Annotated in this window: 8 protein-coding genes; 2 read left to right on the forward strand and 6 right to left on the reverse strand. The window is 68.0% G+C overall.

What is annotated here, in order from left to right:
* Positions 1-4550: hypothetical protein (locus ACFP3U_RS31845; protein WP_380229220.1), on the reverse strand; the 4550-nt coding region annotated here is incomplete at its 3' end.
* 567 nt (positions 4551-5117) lie between these two features.
* Positions 5118-7481, reverse strand: a complete 2364-nt coding sequence (locus ACFP3U_RS31850; RefSeq protein WP_380229222.1) for a hypothetical protein — start codon at positions 7479-7481, stop codon at positions 5118-5120.
* A 763-nt stretch (positions 7482-8244) separates the two neighbouring features.
* On the opposite strand from ACFP3U_RS31850, the gene ACFP3U_RS31855 reads away from it, so the two are divergent.
* Complete coding sequence (locus tag ACFP3U_RS31855; protein ID WP_380229223.1) at positions 8245-9045, forward strand: hypothetical protein; 801 nt, start codon at positions 8245-8247, stop codon at positions 9043-9045.
* A gap of 217 nt (positions 9046-9262) precedes the next feature.
* Positions 9263-10069, forward strand: a complete 807-nt coding sequence (locus ACFP3U_RS31860; protein ID WP_380229224.1) for a hypothetical protein — start codon at positions 9263-9265, stop codon at positions 10067-10069.
* A 220-nt stretch (positions 10070-10289) separates the two neighbouring features.
* Here ACFP3U_RS31860 and ACFP3U_RS31865 read toward each other — a convergent pair whose 3' ends face one another.
* The 4 genes from ACFP3U_RS31865 to ACFP3U_RS31880 form a co-directional block, all read right to left on the reverse strand.
* Positions 10290-12458 (reverse strand): DEAD/DEAH box helicase, encoded by a 2169-nt coding sequence (locus ACFP3U_RS31865; RefSeq protein WP_380229225.1) that lies wholly within the window; start codon positions 12456-12458, stop codon positions 10290-10292.
* A gap of 254 nt (positions 12459-12712) precedes the next feature.
* Positions 12713-14062, reverse strand: a complete 1350-nt coding sequence (locus tag ACFP3U_RS31870) for a hypothetical protein (protein ID WP_380229226.1) — start codon at positions 14060-14062, stop codon at positions 12713-12715.
* Between the two features lie 60 nt (positions 14063-14122).
* A complete protein-coding gene (locus tag ACFP3U_RS31875) occupies positions 14123-14974 on the reverse strand; it encodes a hypothetical protein (protein ID WP_380229227.1) in 852 nt (283 codons plus the stop codon).
* Positions 14971-19590, reverse strand: a complete 4620-nt coding sequence (locus tag ACFP3U_RS31880) for an AAA domain-containing protein (protein WP_380229228.1) — start codon at positions 19588-19590, stop codon at positions 14971-14973. Before ACFP3U_RS31880 ends, ACFP3U_RS31875 begins: the two co-directional genes overlap by 4 nt.
* Positions 19591-19815: the final 225 nt, after the last annotated feature.

Genomic DNA, 19815 nt, shown 5'->3' on the forward strand with positions numbered 1-19815 from the left:
ACCATGCCTGAGCAGCGAAAAGTCATACGCTGCAAGCGGATTGCGGATGCCTTCTCAAAACCCTCCGGCCACCAGTACGTGCACGCCTCCCGCAATTGGAGCTGGCTCAGCTTGGCATCCAACCCGAAGTGATGTGCATGGTGGGCCACCACATTCGCAATCACGTTGTAGCGGGAGTCCAGTCGCAGCGTGTCATGGAACGCCTCGGTGATGCTCGCCCTGAGATCCCGGTCCGACTGGACCTCCTCCACGTCGGCTCGCGTGATGGTATAGGGCGGACCTGACGCCACGCTGGTTCGCTTGACATGCATGGTCTGCACCAGCCGATGGCCGAACATCTGGAGCAGGAACGGCTGGTACGAGCAGTGCCCCAGAATGCGGTGCACCAGGGCGGGTTCCTGGAACTCGTATCCCAGCACGGCAAGCGGCTCGATGAGCAGCTTTGCCGCGTCCTGAGGCCTGAGCGGCCCGATCACCGTGGGTCGCTGCGCGAGGTGGCTGAACGGGCTGTTAACCGCGATCTTCGCATATCGCTGTACCGAGTGGAGGCCCGCGAACACGACCTTGACCCTGTCCTCCGTCTCCGCTCCGAGGTCACGCAGCCTGCGGGTCTCGGTGAACTGCGGGGAGTCGGACTCGAAGAAGCCGTCGGCTTCGTCGAGCATGATCAGCAATCCTCGTTTGGTGTCCTCGTTGAGCCATGCCTTCATGCCGTCCAGCACGTGCTGGTAGGCCAGTACACCGTCGGCCTTGACCTTTCGCGGCAGGACGAGCGCACCCCGCTCGATGAGCCGTCGGCCGATCCGGTCCCAGACCGTGGCCGAGGGAGCGTTGGTGCCGGTGAACGTCGAGTCGAGCGAGAGCAACAGGCTGAACCGCGAGTCCGGGACCTGCGCCTCGTACTTCCGCCCGGCCTGCTTCAGCAGCGCCGACTTGCCCAGCCCCCGCCCACCGAAAACCACCTGGTCACCGGTGGCCCGTTGAACCGAGCTCAGCTCCTTGTCACGGCCGAAGAACATCTCCTCGGAGACCGGAGCACGTTTACCCATGACGTACGGATTGACCGCGGAGAACGGCAGCAGGACACGCATCGCGGAGTCCAGACGCTGATTGCCGCAGGCCGCCAAATGAGCGAGTGCGGCGTCGTCCAGAACGACTGTTGCCCGCCGTCCGCGAGCACTCTGCGCCGCAAGGACGCTGCGATCGCGTACCGAGAGGGTGCCGAAATAGGCAACGACCAGGCTGTCGTCATTGGGGTCCTGCTGGATCCAGGACGTCAGCGTCTCGGCCGAGGGCCGATCCCAGACCAGCATCACCCGGAGGCTCCCACGCAGGCCCGACCCGAACGCCGGCACCAAGGCCGAGCCGATGTAGTCCACGGACGGAATGTCAAGGAAGCGGTAGCTGCCGGAGCGCGGCTGGTCGACTCGCTGCGGGCCCTTTTTGCTGCTGTAGCCGATCAGCCGAAGGGCTGGCATCAACAGTTCACTCTCGCGGACACCCTGGGTTCGCGCGCTGCCCTTCCGGCTCGCCAGGTCCGCCCAGCCGGCCAAGGCCTGTGCGCTCTGCTCCGCAATCTCAGGCGACAGGGCGGAGTAGTCGAGCGCCTCCAGCCCAAGAAAACGCCTCTGCTGGCGCACAGCATCGATCAGCTCCCGGGAGATGCCCGTCCCGGCCAACTCGGTCGGCACCTGTGGGAAGAAGGCCGCCAGGCTCCGGTCCTTCGAGCGGGTCTCGGGAATGCTCTCCCCGTTCACCAGATTGGAGATGAGTTCATCGGCTGTGAGCAGATCACCAGTGTCGATCAGCTGTTCCACGCGCTCCTGGTCGTCCGCGTGAAGTCCATCGATCTCCAGCAGCCGAGTACGCAGCGCAGCCGAATGACTCACATGCGCCCGATTGAGCTCCCCCGAGAGTGCCTCGAGTTCACGTCGGACGCCGGCGAGGTCGCAGTCCGGTTCGGGCACGGCGTCCTGGATACGGCGTTCGAACGCGCGCTCCCGCTCCTCGGTGAGGGCACCGTCCACGCGGGCCCGCCGCAGGCTCTCCTCCAGGCGCTGGCGGGTTTCGCGCAGTTCCTGCGCGACCTGCTTGCCGCTCTCCAGTACGACTGTGCGCAGCCGCTCCGACGGCGAAGGCTGCTCCCCGAGGCCCGGAAGCTGCCGCTTCGTCCACAGATCGAGGAGCTGATGCGCCGTGGCGAAGTGTTCGTGCGCCGCCTGGGACCGGACCGCCTCCTCCCAAGAGCGCTCTGCCGCCTGCGCCAGTTCCACGGACGGCACCTCGGGGTACCGCACGCTACCCGTGGCAGCATCCACAACTGCTCCGGGAACCTTGAGCAGTTCGGCGTGCAGAGCGAGCTCCGCCGGGAGCTCAATGTCGTCGAGCCGCGCCACACCCGACAGCAGGTCGAAGGTCCGGGCGAGCGACGTCACGGTCGCTTCCAGGGTGGCAGCGGCGACGACGTCCGCGACGGCCGCCTGCTCGCGTACCTCGCGGAGAACGTCTTCGCGGAGACCGAGCACTACGGATCGCATCTCCTGGACCTGGTCGGCGCTCCAGTCCGAGTCTCGGGCGCCAAGCTCTCGAGCCAGGCGGCACCACCTGTCGACCAAGGCCAACCGGTCTGCCGTGTGACGCAGCAGATCCTGCCGGGCTGGTCCCTCCAAGCGGGTACGGGCACCCGGTGACATGAGCTCGCGATCCATCCTGTCCAGCCTGGACTGGATGACCGCCGAGTCGCGGAGCTCGCGCACAGTTCGCGAAAGCGCCTCGAGTCCAGTTCGGTTGTCGTCGACCGCATGCCGCAGAAGCGACCCGACCAGACCCTTCTCGGGGTCCCACCAGTGCCGGACAATCTTGTTTCCCCGTGGAAAGCGGATGCTCGGCACCTGGTCGAGCCCCTGCCGGCAGTCCTCCCTTGCGTCCTCCAGCGCGCGCTCGAGCTCAGCCGAGTCACGGGCCAGAGCAAGCGGCGGAGAATGCACCAGCAAGGATTTCAGCGCGCGTTGGGCCACCTCGTCCGCCACCTGGACAAGGCCAGGTGGAAGCCCCGTCGCGACTCTGCCGAGCGACGCACCGGTCTCGGAGTCGCCGGTGACGAGCACGGCGCGCAGAAGCGCTGCGGTGGCGAGAGCGGCGTCCGCCCGACTCACAGTCAGATCATCGAGGTCCGGACCTGCGAGCAGCGTGCGAATACGCGAGACACTCTCGCTGCTCGCCGACCGCGCTGCCTCCGCACAGGCTGCCAGCTGAAGCGCGGCGATCCGCTGCGACGGTTCACCGAGGCCGGCGGCCAGTGACGCGGCGAGGCCGTAGCGCTGTGCCGAGACGAGGCCAGCGAGACACCTACGGGATTCCGGGGTCGGGCCCTCGGCGGAACTGTCGGCGGAAATCGACTGGTGGCGGGCGGAATGGGCGGTACCAATGGCATTGACAGTTTCCGCTACCGGCTCGGGCTCCGCCGGACGAAGGATCGGTGCGTCGGCCGCCACCGACAGAGCCTGGTCGATCAGCTCGGGAAGCTGCTCCGTCGACTGCGGCTCGGCAGCGGCCGCGCTCACCGTTGCTTCACCAGCCATGGTCACATCACTGCCGCCGTGCCCGCCTTGGCCGGCCGACGCCGTGAAGTCGCGTTCGCGCTGAGCGGGCGCGGCCGCGGCACTCTCCAGCTTGGGCACGGGGGTTTCGAGTTCAGGCTCCGACAACACAGGCGCCCGCTGGGCGGTCTCCGCCTCGCCCTCGCTGCCGGGCTGCAGCACCAGCTCCGTGTAGCGTCCGGCCGGATAGGCGAGCCACCGGCTCTTCGCCGCAGTTGGAAGCAACGCGAGGATCTCGGCGGGGTGGTGGTCGGCTGCGTGGAGCTCAACCATGGTCAGCAACGCGTTGATAGCCTCGGCGTCCTCCTGGTGAGCGAGACTCCAGTCGGCGGTCCCGGCGATGACGCGAGCCCTCTCCTGCGCGGTCTCCAGATCCTGGGCGAGCGCGGCATCACCCGGCCGACACCTCAGCCGCGCCACCTCACCGAGTCGTTCACGGAGGGGCGCTGAGGTCAGACGCCCCACCACGACGTCGGTCGCCCGTGTGCAGCTCACCAGGTCCGACGCAGTCGGCACCACGCCATGGGCGGCAAGGGCAAGAACTGCGGCGTCGAAGGCTGCGGCCACTTCGAGCAAGGCCGCCAAGTCCCTGTCCGTCGGGCGGGTCTGCTGGGCTATGGCCTCAGCCGTTCGCCGGGCGGGCTCGACGGCCGCCTGTAGTTTGTCGGCCACCTGCCGCAAAGAGCTGTTCAGCTCTTCGACGTCGGGCAGGGCGGCACCGTCGACTCCCGACTCGACCTCATCAGCGGAGCCGGCCTCGTCCGTCGATTTGAGAGCGGACGTGTTCAGCGGCTCCTCCTGATCCCCGTCCCGGTCCATCCGTGTCGTGTCCGGAGCCAACTCCACCACCCGCTGGGCAGCCGCCAGGGCGACTTTGACCGGGATCCCCATGTCGACCATCCATGGCTGCAGCATGGCCCACGACCACAGATGGGCATCGTCGATACTCACCTCGAGCCGAGTCCAGGTAGTCAACCGCAGCAGTGCGGGACTCCACCGGTGTGTGAGGGGCCGTGAGGTGTCCTCCGGAACACCCCCGGTGTAACGAAAGCCCGCCAGTGCCAGGTCGTGAACGACTGGATAGGTCAGATGACAGGCGGCCTGACGCGCTCGCGACGTCTCCGGATTCCGCTGCAGGCGTGTCAGCACATCGCGGCACAAAGCCCGGTTGACTCTGGCTCCGTCGACTGGAATGCGGAGTGTGCTCAGCAGATTGCGACGCCACTGTACCGGCGTGGAGTTGAGAGCGTGCTCAACGTCCGCCTCGGTGAGCCTCGCGAGGGCGACCGCCAATGGCTTGGGATCCCCCTCCCATACGTCTGTCAGTGCGGTCGACAGAGCCTCAAGGGCTTCGAGCAGCTCCCCGGACACATTCCCTGAATTCGGAGATCCGGGATCGACGGGAAACGGCGGGCCATCCTCCAGACCGCTGGCAGTACGGAGTTGACGGGGCAAGGTCATGCAGGCTCCTCCTGGGGCAGGTGATGGTGCGGAGGCAAGAGAGCAATGGCTCCCTGGTCAGCGGCCTCGCTTGTGCGGGCGCACATAGGTGAATCCAGGTGGCAGTTGAGCCGGACCGGTCAGCCGGAACCGCCGATGGTCCGCGTGATAGAGCGCGCGTTGCTCGTCGGTGGCCTGATGACCGAGATGCCCGATACGACGGAGGAATCCGGCCACGTCGTGCTCATGGACCTGCTGATCCGCCGCGGCAGATGTGTCCTGGCCGCGATCGTCGATCGATGCCCCGCCCCTTGTCTTCACGCACCGCGGTGTGTAGCAGACGAGTTCTTCGAGGGGCTGACCCATTCGAGGTGGATGGTACGTCCTCCCGTCGCTACCCCGGCTACCGCGCGCAACGGTCAGACACTCAGCTGCGAGCAGACCGACGAGTACAGCCTCAACACGGTCGGCAGCCAGTTCGCTGCCGTCCATGACCGCGTCCACAGCTGCGGGAACATCGTTCCGAGCCAGCATGGCTCGCCCGAACTGGTCAAGCAGACCGAGCCGTCGGACCGCCGTCATCAGTAGACGCTCTTCGAATGAATCATTCGGGGATTGGGCTGAGACCGGCTGCGCATAAGCCCAGTCCCGGGTGAAAACCATCGGATCATAACGGTGCCTGATGAGATCGCCGTCGACGGTCACCGGATGCGGCAGCAGAGTCGTTCGGGCGTTCACCACCCTGCTGCCTCGGAGCCAGGTGAAGGAAAGCCAGATCCCGGGGAAGAGGTCCGGTGGCCAGGCGAGGCCGTCAAGCCGGACGCCCCCCTCGCTTTCCGTCATGCTCGTGTCGTGGCAGGCTCGATCTGCTGGCAGCTCCTGCCCGGCGTGATGGAGCACCACACGGACCGAACCGGCCGCGGCTCCACTTGTGCGGAATTCCGCCGCGACCTCCCGGGGTAGCGGCAGATACTGCTCCAACACGTGACCCAGCCGGAGCGGTTGGGCCCACTCAACCTGGCTGTCATCCGCCGAGAGAAGAACTGAAGCACCCAGATCGCTGTCATCGGGCCAAGGCTCCGGAGCCAAATCCTCGACGTCCCTCTGCGCCGCCAGGTCCTCGGTGTCCACCAAGCGGTGATCCTGTGGCAGTGAGGGTTCCGGAACGACTGCTTGCGGCGGGAACGACTCGGCCCAGCCTCGACCGACAGGGGCGTCCACCGAACCCTCCGGCAGCGCCGCGCGCACAGCGTCCCCCACATAGACCGCGCGCCAGACACCACCTCCCTGCCAGCGGTCATCCAGACTCAGTCGCACCCCCGAGGCCAACAGCCCGGTCGTCTCGTCGCCTTCGCGCCGCGCATAGTCGGACAGGACCGAATTGGCATGGCAGACGGCCATCGGGTAGTCGGTACCCCGAATTCGGTCCTGCCACGACGCACGGCTGCGCAGCACAGGCCCCACCGCCGTGTACACCGGCTTCGGCGGCCCCACGCCGACACGGCGCGCTCCCCGGGGGACAGCCTGGTTCGAGGCCGACTCGGCCAGCCGGAGAAGATCATCACGATTCGGTGGGAAAGGGTCCAAGAGCCGCTGTGCCATCGATTCGCGAGTGAACGCGTACTCCCCCCATACGCGCGCCGTGTCCAGCGAGGCCAAGCCCTGCCGCACCGTGGCCATCAGTCCCCTGATCGCTTCCAGAAGCCCGTCATCGCCGCTGCCGGGCGCAATCAGCGACGGGAGCGGCGACGGCGCCAGCGCGCTCGTGAGCTGAGCCCGGCCACGGGTGACGAGGTAGCGCGCGTAGTACTCGGCATCACTCAGGTCGGCGTCCACCAGCGCGTACCGGGACTCGACCACCAGGTGCTCGAACTCATCGGTCCGACCTTGACGGCGCAGCCGCTGAAGCCGATTCACGGTCGGCGCCAGGTCCTGACCGAACGCCGTGGTGTCAAACACCAGCCGCTCACGCAGGATCGGAGCTTCGTCGGGGTCCAGCATCCCCGGTCCACGCGTTCCCGCCGGGGCACCGGAGAGCCACGCCGGTACCTCGCCGTAGGGACCGAGCTCGGGGTGCGCCCCCTCCTTGTAAACAATCTCCGCCGGCAGCAGGTCCCCACCCGTCCGGATATTGATCATCGCACCAACGGGCAGCGCCTCCACCCGTTCACCGAGAGCAACCGAGGGGAAGTCTCCGATGTCCAAGGGGCCACCGACGTAGCCGCCTGCAGACAAGTCGTACCCGAAGTAGACCGCATTGAATGCCACAGCGGTGTGAACGGGTATGGCACGCTGAAAGACGACCGCTTCAAGGTAGGCCAGCAGCCGCTTCCGCGCCAGAGGATCACACGAGTCCAGCCCGGAGATCATCTCCCGGGTGATCAGCGGAGCATCATCGTAGGGCTGCCACACGCGGTGGGCAATGACGTCCGATACGGTCACACAACACCTTCCATCGCCACCCCAATTGGCCACAGAACGGGTGAGCTCATGCGGCCCCCAAAAGGCGGGCCCTGACCCTCCCGCCCACAGGAATCGTCACGGGCGGGAATGTCGACCCGCGTACCGTTGCACCCGACCAGGACGCCGAAGCCCTCGCTGGACTCACGGATTCACGCAAGGCCCGTTCGAGGGCCTGTCGCACGCGCCTGCCGCCGTTCTCGGACGCAGTTCTCGAGAAGAACCCGGAAGAACAGCCCAGCCCGTTCGTACGCCGGTCTCGCAGACAAGGGACAACGCAGAAGTCCGGCCCGTCGCTGGGAAGATACTCGCTGGTAGCGATTGCGAAGTACCGCCATCAGGTCCGTCGCGGCGATTCTCCCGGAACGCACGATGACGAGTCGGAGGAGCGGCGCCACACCGGTCGGCATCACACTGCCGTTCAACATGCTCATTACAGTCCGTTCTTGGTGGTACCTATACGCCCGATGAGCACCAAACGCTCTAAACGGGCGGCTAGTTCGGAACGGACCCATTGTGCAACCGATGCCCCTGGTGTGGCGGCGCTTTGCAAAGATTGACGGGCCAGCTGCTGAATCCGACCGGACGTCATCCCCCATCAGAAGCCCCCTGGCAGCCTCGGCGACCTCCCCCTCCACCAGGCAGCTCGGATGCTCGCGCAGGTCAGTCCGCCAGGGACATCGATTCCGCATACCTCCTCAACCGCGAGCGCACGCACCGGCAGGCCTTACATGACAACGGCCGGGTGCGCATCACTGCCGACAGCTTCGCACAGGCTGTCTACACCGCGATGCTGACCAATCCGCTCGACCACCGCGCCGGGCTCGACGCCGTCGACCGGATCGGCATCGGCACCACAGAGCACACCGACCAACTCCTCAAGAACCATGCAGTCGCCTACCCGGCGGCCACGCCGGAGACCGTGCTGGAGCCGCTCTATCCGGACCGGCTCGCCGAGGACTTTCTGGCGCTGATGACAGCCGGCCACAAGGTCGCCTCGTTCACCCCTGATCCCTGGACCGGAGAGGCCCTCTCCGGTTTGCTGTCACAACCCTCCGAGTGGCAAGGCACAGCCATGACCGTCCTCGTCGCGGCCGCAGCCCGCTGGCCGCACGTCGCCGCCCGGCAGCTGGCTCCACTGCTCGGTGCACGACCCGAGCTGGCCCCGGCCGGCGGCGGCGTCACATTGGCTGCCCTCAGCGACATCCGGCAACTGGACGAGGCGACCCTGTCCGCTGTGGAACAGCGACTGCCCGCAGGCAGCCACCCCGAACTCAACGCGGGTGTACTCTCCCTCGTCCAGTGCCTCACCGACATGCGATCTCCCCGGCACCACGGCCCAGCAGGAGCGGGCACGGCTGCTCGAAGCACTGGCCCAGCGCCAGTCCTACGCCGGCCTCCATCCACAGGAGTCGGAGACAGGTCTGCGGTTCATGGAGATCCGCCGGAAGCTTGGCGAGCAGAACCCTTCCGCTCATGGCCCGCATTTCGCCTGGTCCCTCTCCGACGTCGGCGTCTACCTGGCCAAGGACGGCCGTCTGGATGAGGCCCTCACGGCAACGGGCCAAGCTGTCCGGGCCTTTCGGAATCTCGTGGGCACAGGACCGACGGAGTAGCGAGACGGGCTCGCGACCGCGCTCTCCAACCAATCGGCCGATCTGGCGCAGTCCGGCCGTTGGAAGGAGGCCCTGTTTGCTATCGAGGAAGCCATCTCAATCCGCTTCCAGTTGATGGGCGACCAACCTGCCGGGGACGACCCGAGCTTGGCCGCAGCGCTGTCGAACTTCGAGTCTGCCTGGCCAGGGCCGGTCGACGGGTCAGAGGCAGTGAACGCCGCCCGGCAGGCGCCGGCGATCCGGCGGAAGCTGGTCGCCGCGAGCCCGGGCCTGCACGAGGCCGGACTCGCCGCTTCGCTGGTCAACGTGAGTGCCCGCAGGCTGGAGATCGGCCACTTCGGCTCCGCCCTGGAGGAGGCGTCGGAGGCGGTCCGGATCCGGCGCGAGCTGGCCGAGGTGAACCCGGTTGCCTACGAGCACGATCTCTCGGTGGCCCTCCTCAGCCTGGCCCCCGCGAGCTTCTCCCTGGGCCTGCAGAACGACGCGCTCGCCGCGACCGCCTCTGCAGTCGGGCTGTTGGACACACTGGCCGCCCGGAGTCTAGGTGTCCACGAGGTCGCGCTGGCCCTCGCACTGACGGTGGCCGGCACACGGCTGTTCACGGTCGGACGCCATCACGAGGCGCTGCGGGTCTGGGAACGGGCCACCTCCATTCGCCGGCATCTGGCGACGACGGGCGACACGGACGAGGCTCACGATTTGGCGCACCTACTCTGGACGGTCGCCTGGGTCCACATGGCCCAGTCTCGCGACCTCCCCGAGATGCTGGCCCTGATCGATGAGGCCGTGGCCATCTACCGATGGCTTACGACCGGGTCGGAACGGTTCCGCGATGAACTCCGCAACGCAACGGCGACCTGGACGCGGATGCTCTTTCTGCTCGGGCGCGGGGAGGAGGCCCGGGACGTTCTGCGTGAGATGAACGAGCCGTCACATCTCTCGCCCGGTCGCTAGTGAGCATTGGGTTCGGAGGTCTCCCCCACAGTGCTCGGCTCGTTGCCATTCACCTGGGATCTCCGGTAAGGCTGGTGTCGTGGAGGGCTCGCCTCGCTGCCTTGACCGGCGGTCGGCTCGGGCGTCGGTGGTGCGCCGTCCGTCGGCACCGACCTCCGCACGGGCCACCGGAGCCACGTCTGCTCCCGACCCCGTGACGGACGCGGATTGGACGCCGGGCTCAGTCACGCGGCAGGGCAGCCAGCCGGAGCTGTTCCTCCTCCACGATCCGAACCGCCAGTGACTGCTCCGAAACATCCACGGCCTCCGGCGTCGACTCCGCCACCTCGCTCCGGCGCGCGTACTCGTCGAAGAGCCGGTCCTTCGCCCGCAGGATCTCCAGCATCCGCTGGTCGACGCTGTCGGCGACGAGCAACCGGTGCACCTGGACCCGCCGGACCTGTCCCATGCGTTGCGACCGACCCACGGCCTGACTCTCCATGGTGGGCTTCACCTGCGGCTCACACAGGATGACGACCGACGCCGCCTGGATGTTCAGCCCCACACCTCCGGCCTGGATCTGGCTCAGCAGCACCGCGTGGCCCGGAACCGCCGCGAACTGGTCCACCACGTCCTGGCGCCGCACTGCCGGAAGGCTGCCGTCGATCGGACCGAACGCCCTTTGGCTCAGTGCTTCTTGGACAACCGCCAACACGTCGCGGAAGTAGGAGAAGACAACGACCTTCCGCCCGTTTCCGGCAGCCTCCTCGATGAGTTCCAGGAGTCGCTGCAGTTTCGCCGACTTCTCAGGATTCGCGTACGCGGCCCGGCGCATGGCCATGAAGTTGCCTGCGGCGACGGCCGCCCGATACGCCGCGAAGTCGCCCGGCGTGAACTCCTCCCACTCGTCGACGTGGACGACATCGGGGAGCTCGGTGAGGACGTCCTGCTGATTCCGGCGGAGGTAGGCCGGAGCAATCGCCTTCCGGAACGCCTTCGGCCCGGCGGCCACCGAGTCGTTGTGGATCCTAGGCAGCAGGTCGGGTTGGAGGTAGTGCACCAGGTTGCGGAACTCCTCGACCCGGTTCTCCATCGGCGTACCGGTGAGGAAGAGCACCCTCTCCACGCGGTCGGTCCATGCGGCTACTGCCCGGGAGCGCTGCGCTGTGTGGTTCTTGACGTAGTGGGCCTCGTCGACCACGACCATTCCCACGGCCTGCTCCGGAGCGACTTCCAGCTGGCGGAGGCCGTCGAACGTCACCACCGCGACGCCACCGTCACGGAGCCACTCGGCACGTGCCGGCTCCCTGTCCTGGCCGTGACACCGATGGGCGCGCAGGGTACTTCGAGCCTCGATCTCCCGGGTCCAGTTGATGAGGACGCTCGCCGGACAGACGACGAGGAAGTGTGTGCTCCCCCGCGCCCGGAGGTGCGCCATCGCGGCGATCGCCTGAACGGTCTTCCCCAGGCCCATCTCGTCGCCGATGATCACCCGCTTCTGCCTGAGGGCGAATCGGGCTCCGAATGCCTGGTAGCCACGGAGCGAGACCTTGGACTGCGTTTCGTCCAACGGCTCGGCCCGGACACCGTCGGACAGTTCCTCGGGCAGGAAGCCCTCAGAGGCGCTGACTTCATCGGGAGCGAGTCCCGCGATCTCGCCGAGAACGCCGTAGAACTCGGCCGACCGGTGCTCGAAGTCCGTCCACGCCTCCACGTCCGAGGACGGCAACCGCAGGAGGTCCGCCGAAGCCTGGGCGAAGAGCATCGGTATCGCCTTCACCTCGACCTCCGCGAGCAGGCCCGTGAGCCGCTCAACGGCCGCGAGGGCCTCCTGCTTGCGCTGCCGTCCGGCCATCAGGCTGCGGATGACTCCTCGTGCCGGTCGAGCGGTGGCAATGAGGCCGGCGACCTCATCGACCACGCGCTGCGCGATCTCACTGGCACGAGCCGCCTCGGGCCCGGCGACGACCAGCCGCTGGAGCGCGATCACCAGCGCAGTGCTCATCGCGTCCTGGTGGTCGACGTCGAGCCGGACACCCACTGTCAGCTCGGCCGCCTCGGCGATCCGGCGAGCTGCGGCGACGGTCTGGGCAGCCGTCTGCGCGCCGATCCCCGGGATCAGCCGGAGTGAGTATGCCGGGGCATCCACGACCTGCTGCACGGTCCTGAACCCCGCAGCCTCCAAAGCGCCTACCCTGAGGCGCCCCTCGGTCACGTCCCTGAGCCGGGCGACGGGGATGGTTCCCAGTTCGTCGCGAACCAGCCGGTCCCTCAGCGCGGCGGCGGCCCGGGTCACCTGCGCAACGGCACTCCGGTGATCCTCAGAGACCGCGAGAGCGGCCGCGTGGAGTCTCTCGGCATCCGCGAGGACAGCCTTGGGCTTGCGACGGGTCCGCTGCCTGTCCGCCACGTACCGCTCCTACCTCGGTCCGATCACCCAGCGCTCCTGGGCGCCCATCATGATTGCACCCGAGCTCCGTCCGTTCCGCCGAAACCGCCCAAGGCCTCCCTCCCCGACGCCCACAGCCATTCCCAGATCCACCGCACCGGGGCAATCCAGTACCTTCCACTCCCTCGTCGTTGAGCTCACCAGCGCACAGCGGCTCCGGGGAGAGGCCGAGCCTCCCACCGAAGCCGCTGGACCCGTCGTCCGTCGACGGAGCATCAGCGCAGGACGCGGATGGCCAGCACCGAACCGTCCTGGTTCAATGAAACCGGCCCGTTCCACTTGGCGTCCCACTGCTCGTCGGACCACTCCCCACGGAGGGTGTGGGCTCCCTGCCGGTACTCCCCGACCCGTCCGGCCGCAAGGTCTTTGAAGAGGTCCTTCGCGATCCCGGAGAACGCCTCCACCCGCGTGCCGTTCAGCCGGAAGACGTGGTCCGTGCCCACGAAGTCGACACCGTGCACCGAGTACGCGATGTCCTGGACGATACCCGTGCCCGCGTGCGTGTACTGCTCGAAATGGCGCTTCCCCTGGCGCTTCGACAGGTATCGTGCCGTGGGTTCACCCCCTCCTGTGAAGGCCGTCAGGCCAGCGGCGTCCGCGTGCGCGAGGATGCGACGGAACCAGCCGTGGTCCTCGGGCCGAACGTGATAGCCGGAGACCACGCGTGGCTTCTCACCGGCCCCCCACGCGAGGTCGATGCCCGGTACGACGGCGCGGTCCTCCGGCGGGCTGTCCAGATCGTCCTCCGCGGCTCCGGTGGGGAGGCGCAGCGTCCCGTTCCCGGTTGCCTCCAGCACGTGGAGGGTGATGGGGTCCGTGCCCGGGATCTCCGTGCCGAACACCATGGCCGGGGTCTCGTCCGGCCGCCCGATGTGGACCGCCTCCACGTGCACAGCCGCGGTGGACAGCTGAGCGTGCACCTGCGCGGGCTTCCCGTGCGTTCCCTTACAGGCGACCAGCACGACCTTCGAGGGTGCACCGGGCTTCCACACCTCCAGGAAGAAGTGCGGACGCTTGGACGCCCGGTGCGTCGCGTGGTCCTTGCCGGTCAGCGTCCACCCCGCCCGCAGGGCGATCTCGGCATCGATGACCGACACCGAGTGGTCCGGGTACCGTCGCCCGAGCACCTCCTGAGCGACGGCCAGGGCGAACCCGATGCCCAACTCACCCGACTGGACGGCCTTGTAGTGACGGATCGGATTGCGGCCCTCATCGGAGAGGGCCATGAAGCTCCCGTGGTTGCCGTTCAGAGCCTGGCAGTACTTGAGGCTCGCCCAGTGTTCGGCCAGCCCCCTTCCGGCGCCCTGCCTGGCCAGGACGTTCGCCCTGCCGAGCGTGTGCAGCAACTTCCACGGCGTGAGTTCGATCGACTGCCCGCGGTCTCCCACGGGCACGGCGTGCAGCCCCGGCTTCCGGCGCAGCAGTTCCTGGTTCTTCCCGCGCCGCTCCTCGTCGTCCGCGTCGGACACCGCGGAGACGCTCCCGGCCAGGCCGGCGGTCGAGTGGATCGCGACGTTCCACGGCTGGACGAGGTCCCTCAGGACGGCTTCTGCGTTCTTCCCCATCATCTCTCCCCTGATCAGGTTGTGGATCGCGTCGTTGATGTCGGCCGGTCCCTCGTAGGACTACCTGGCACGGTCCGGGTGCGTCTCCGCGAGGTCGTTGAGCGCGGCGTTGACCACCTGCCAGCAGATGCCCAACGTGTCGCGGTCCGGCCGGTGGCTCTGACGGGCCTCGGCCTTCGGGTGGACGAAGTTCCGGTACTCGCGCAGTTCGTGGCTGAACCTCTTGGCGTCTGCGCCGATCCAGCCCGCGTGGTGACACGCCTCGATCAGCGCGTGAAGTGTGACGCGGTCCTCCGAGGCTCGCCCCAAGAGGGAGGGCTCCCGTTCGAGGACCGTCTGTAGAAGCACGCCCTCCATCAGCGATCCGAGCATGACGATCGCCGCGACATGGGCCCCATTGGCGTAGCAGGTCCGGGCCTCGTCCAAGCGCCACTGGAGCAGTTCGGCCATCGCGTCGTCGGCGATGAGGTCCGTCATCACGACCTTGAGCTCGGAGGACCCGTAGTGCGTCGGGTGCGCCAGCGCCGGGTCGCACGGAACCAGCCGGGCGGCGCCGCCGGGGTTCTCCAGCCGGTAACCCTCGTGGATGAGGAAGGTGTTGACCGCTGCCACGACCTCGCCCAGCAGTTCGGGCTCATCGAGGTATTCGCGGGGGTCTGCCAGCCTGAGCAGCACCTTCTCGATCTCGCCGGGCTGGTCACGCCGCCCGACCAGCAGTTCGGTCGCCCACTCCCTGCGGTACTGGCCGTCGTACTCGGGCACCTCCTGCCAACCGGCCCGCTTGAGGAAGCCGGCGATCTCGAAGCCGCGGCGGTAGTACAGGTCGTCATCACCCGCGACAACGCGGGCGAGCTCCTGCAGCGTGTTCTCGTCCAGGGCGAGACCGTGCTGCCGACTTTGGGACTTGGTCATGCCGTTCCTCCGGTCGATTCGGTGTGCGGGTCAGGGGTGGATCCTGCGGGTGTTCCGGCGCCGCCGTCGACGCTCCGCGATCCCTCCGGCTCGGTCTCGTCCGCTCCCTCATCGGGGAGCTCGTCACCGGCCGGTAGTTCGAGCGCCGTCCACGGCTGGGCGTCCTCCGGCGGGACGGTCGGCCGGGAGTAGTCGGCCGGGTGGATGCCCTGCCTGTCGAGCTCCGGCCACAGTCCGGCCAAGGCTTCCTCCGGGTCGAACCTGAACTCGCTCTCGCGGATGCGCCAGAACCTCCACCCGACCCGCTGTAGTTCGCGGTCGCGCTGCTGGTCGTGCCGGAGCTGGTCGAGGGTCGAGTGGTAGTAGTCGCCGTCGCACTCCACCCCGAGGCGGCCGCGGGCGCCGACCACCACGAGGTCGATGCGCTTGCTGCCTGCCGGGTATTGAGGCACGACGTGGTAACCGCGCTGCTTCAGTCGCAAGTAGACCTGTTGCTCGAAGAGCGAGTCGAAGGGTGCCCGCCGGACGTCGGGCAGCACTGGTCCGATGTCGTCGGCCTCGGCCAGCGCCGCGGGCGGGTTCTGCATGTAGCTGAGCAGGTTCAGCCGCAGGTCACCGGACTTGAGTTGGTCCGGCGGCACGGAGTAGAAGAGTCGCATCTGGTCCTGGGCCCGACTGGCCGCCACGTTGTAGGCCTGCTGTTCGCTGCGCAGGCCGCCCGAGATGCGCCGGACGCGGTCCACGACCATCGACAGCAGGATGACGTGCCGCTCGTCGCCCTGGAACTGGGCCGGTGTGCCCACTCGGATGCGGTGGCGCTCCCGGACCGGCGCGGGAAGGCGCTGCTCGATCAGCTGCTCCAACAGCTTGACCTGGCCGAACGTGCCCTGGAGCACGATGACTCCCATGGTCTTGTTCTCGTAGGCCGGATCCGCGGCCAGCTCGGCGAGGCAGTCCACGATCGCCCCGGCCTCCTTGGGATTCCGGATCCGGCTGTCGCGTCCTTCGGCGACCCCGCCCTCGACGTAGTGCGTCAGCAGCGGGTCGAGCCGTTCACCGCCGTACTGCCGGAGCGGGATGAGGCCCGGCGGTGTGTAGAAGGTCGCCGAGGACCAGCCGATGATCTCAGGCATGCAGCGGAAGTGCTCCTGCAGGCGGATCGTCGACGGGAAGAGCGCCGACAGCAGTTGGTACAGGTTGGAGTGCGGCATGTACAGCTGGCGCAGGTGCGCCGGCACCTCCGGAAGGTGCGCGGTCAGGCGGTCCTGGATCTGCTGGGTGCGTCCGAACCCGGTGACCGGGGGCGTGCACTGCTTGTCGTCCCCGACCACGATGATCCGCGGCGCGAGCCAGAGGAGGAAGAGCGCGTCCATACCGGCCTGGCTGGCCTCGTCCACGATCACCACGTCGAACGCGTCCTGCCTGGGCCGGATCATCTCCGCCACCCGTGCGATCGGCATCACCCAGGCCGGCACCGCGCCCTGGGCGATGTCCATGGCGCTGCGGGCGGCCGCCTTGAAGTGGGACGCGTTCTTTCCCTTGCCCTTGCCGAACGAGGCCATGTGCGTGCGGTAGGCCTGTAGAGCCGAGCGCTGCTCCGAGGTCATGCGTACGAGGCAGTGAAGCCTGCCGTGCGCGGCTGCCAGGTCTCCAGTGAGCTCCTCCAGCTTCGCCTCGTTCTCGGTCAGCTCACCGTCGAGCCGTTGCTCCCGCCCCGGCGCGCGTTCATCGTCGATGAACTCACACGCCTTGGCCCACGCCCAGGCCTCGTGGAGTCGGCCGAGTCGCTCGTCCCATGCCGGGTCGTCGGCCTCGGCTTCGAGCCGGGCCACGAGCGCGGGCGACGCGTACCGAAGGCCGTCGAGCAACTCCGCGCAGCGTCGCCTCCGCTGGTCCCGCCGCTGCGCCGCCGCGAGGGCTTCGAGCTCCTTCGCGTACCGGTCGACGTCGCGGTCCCGCAGAGCCTGAGCCATGGCGATCGCCTCGGCCGGCGCCGCACCGCCGTCCTCACCGCGCAGGAGACCCTCCCAGCGGGCCAACCGTGTCAACGCCTCTTCGGCCCGCTGCCGACCCGCCAAGGCCGACGCGGCCTCGGCGAAGTCCTGCCACCCCTGCGGCCGGGTCAGGTCGAGGTAGACGCCGTGGCGTACGAGGACCTCGTCGACCTGCTCACGAACCTGGCCGAAGGCATCGATCTCGGCCAGCTGCCGGTACCGCTCGCGCAGCGCGGCCAGCCGCACCTCCAAGGGCCCCTCTGCCAAAGCCGCTCCCGCCTGCTCCCAGCGGGTGGCGACGGCCGCGAGCGCCGCGTGGGCCTGCAGGTGCGCGTGCACAGCGCGGAGATCGTCCGCGGAGGTCGGCGCGTTCCCGTCCACCCGACAGGTACTGAGGAGTTCGTCGGCTTCCCGCTGAGCCCTCGACGCGAAGCGCGTTCGCAGCTGGCGGCCCCCGGCGAGGTACTTCAACAGGGCCGGGATCGTGGACTCCATACGACGGGCACGATCGGGCGTCAGGGCTTCCGGAAGGACGACTGTCCGCAGGCCGACCTGCTGGAGGCTGTCGGTCACGTCGGACAGAACACCCGCAACCTCCGTGACGCGCTGCCAGAGATCGGGATTCCGCCGGGCGAGTCGGTCCTCCAGGGCACGCGCAACCCAACTCCCGGTCCCCCAGCACACGGCCTCCCACGGAACGCCGAGTCTGTGCAACCGACGTCGACCGGAGCCGAGCAACTCCGCCAACTCGTCCGTCCTGGAGGTCTCCAGCGCGGCCAGCAAGTCCCGTACCCCGACCGCTGATGGAGAGAGCCCGTTCACACTCAACTGGCTCGCCGCAAGGGCCGTCGCCACCTGGCCGGGCGTCGGCAGCGTCTCAACTGACGGGTACACCCCGGACTCCGCCCACCGTCCGGCACCCTCCCTCAGCAGGGCGAGCAGTTCCTCCGCCTGGACTGGCGACAGCGGGGGTGTGGCAGGCACGCGGTCGGGCAGCCTGCCGATCCAGTTCAACCGTACCGCCCCGTCCTGCACCTTCTGCACGATCGCTGCGAGCGTTCCCGAGTATCCCGGTGCGACCTCCGGGTGCTGGTAGACCTCCGCTTCCCGCAACGCGACCACCTGCTCGGTCAGCAGCTTGATCCGGCTCCGGACCTCGTACCGCCGCTGGGTCAGGCGGCGGATCTCGTCCCGCAGCTGATCGGTGTCGCCCGCCGCCACCTGGTCGCTCAACGCGTTGACGGTCCGCTCGAGCTCGTTCGCTCCGTCCTGACTGGTGCTGCTGAGCAGGAGGACGCACAAGTCCCGTACGGCCGGCGGCAGCTTGTCCCGGAGAACCGTCAAGGCCTGGTCCCTCGCGCTGGTGACGAGGACCCGCTGGCCCTGGGCCAGGAGCGCGGAGACCAAATTGGCGATGGTGTGCGTCTTGCCCGTTCCCGGCGGCCCCTGCACCACCACGCCGGTGTCGCGCTGGAGTCGTTGGAGGACGGCTCGCTGCTGGGCGTTGGTCTTCCCGGGGAACAGCGGCTCGTCACCGAAAAGTGCGGGCGCCGGCCTACCGCCCCAGTTCTGCCGGTCCTCGGAGTCCAACGACATCACCAACTGTGCCAGCCCGAGCGGAGCCTGCCGTTCGGACACCACGGTCTCAGCGATGCGGTCGTAGAAGCTCAGAAAGGCATTGCGGTCCCTGGGACGCATCATGAGGGCTGGCGCGAAGGTCAGTCTGGCTCCCACTTCCGGCCCGGCCGGCGGGCGCCAGTTGCTGCTGAACGCCACCGGGCGGGGCAGCACCAGGTCCTGCCACTGCGAGAGGCACTCCAACGCCTCCTCGCTCAACAGATGGAGGGGCCTGGTGGAGAGCTCCTCATCGAACGCTGCGGCGCGCTCCGGCACCCATCCGTCGTCCGCGTCGAGGAAGTCACGGTCCTCCAGACGGACCGCCCCGCTGCCGGTGAGGCGCACAGTGATCCGTGCGGTCCGCCGGTCCACCTGGGTCTCCACCCGTCGGGAGAGCAAATGCCGGTGAATCACACCACCGTTGGGCTCGCCCCACGACAACAGGCCTACCGCAAGGACGAGTTCGTACTGGTCGTCCTGCTGTACCAGTTGCTGGTGCCAGTGGTAGATCCTCTCGTAGAGCTCCCGGTGCAACCGCTCGGCCCGCTCGCGTTCCGCCCACAGGCGCCAGCGCGCGAGCCACGGTCCGTACGCCCGCAGGACCTCCTCGGCGTCCTTCCTCGCGACGGTCGCCTCGCCGTCCCACCAGCGATCGGCGTCGCCCGCTCCCGGAATCCAGGTCCGGGACGGGCCTTCCTCCGCCAACGGCGGATCCTCGGCGTCAGCGTCCTGACACGACCGTTCGTCCACCCATCCTTCCAACTCCGGCGGGAGTTCTGGAGGCACGGCCTGCGGAACGTGATCGAGAACCAGCAACGGTCGGTCGTCGTCGGACGGCCTGGGCACCTTCGCCGGCAGGTCGGCCAGCCAGAGCGGGCTCCATGAACGCGTGTCCCGGAGCCGCTGATGACTGCTCTGCACGACCTCGCGCAGGAACCCGACCAGCGCAGCGGTCTGGCCGATGACATCCGGATCGCTCGCATGGCGTCGTGAAACGCTCACCATTCTCCCCTCGGTCGGTGACGAACTTTCCAGGATGGGGGCGGGCTCCGGGGTTGGAGTGGCGTCGAGGCAAGCTGGCCGAAAGCACACTCTGCAATGACTGACACACATCAGGTGACGCTCGAATCCACGACTCCTGCACGATCTCTCATCGAACAAGCCTCCGATCAGACGAACTGGCGGCCGGGAGTCGTGAGCGTTCGCTCGACCACTTCCGAACGTCGCACC

Source organism: Kitasatospora misakiensis (assembly GCF_042656005.1).
In the GTDB taxonomy this organism is placed as follows: Bacteria; Actinomycetota; Actinomycetes; order Streptomycetales; family Streptomycetaceae; genus Kitasatospora; species Kitasatospora misakiensis.

What these genes read in the sequence shown, in the direction of transcription:
- ACFP3U_RS31880 (WP_380229228.1), bottom strand. Translation starts at nt 19,590, where the DNA reads ATGGTGAGCGTTTCACGACGCCATGCGAGCGATCCGGATGTCATCGGC.
- ACFP3U_RS31870 (WP_380229226.1), bottom strand. Translation starts at nt 14,062, where the DNA reads ATGGGGAAGAACGCAGAAGCCGTCCTGAGGGACCTCGTCCAGCCGTGG.
- ACFP3U_RS31875 (WP_380229227.1), bottom strand. Translation starts at nt 14,974, where the DNA reads ATGACCAAGTCCCAAAGTCGGCAGCACGGTCTCGCCCTGGACGAGAAC.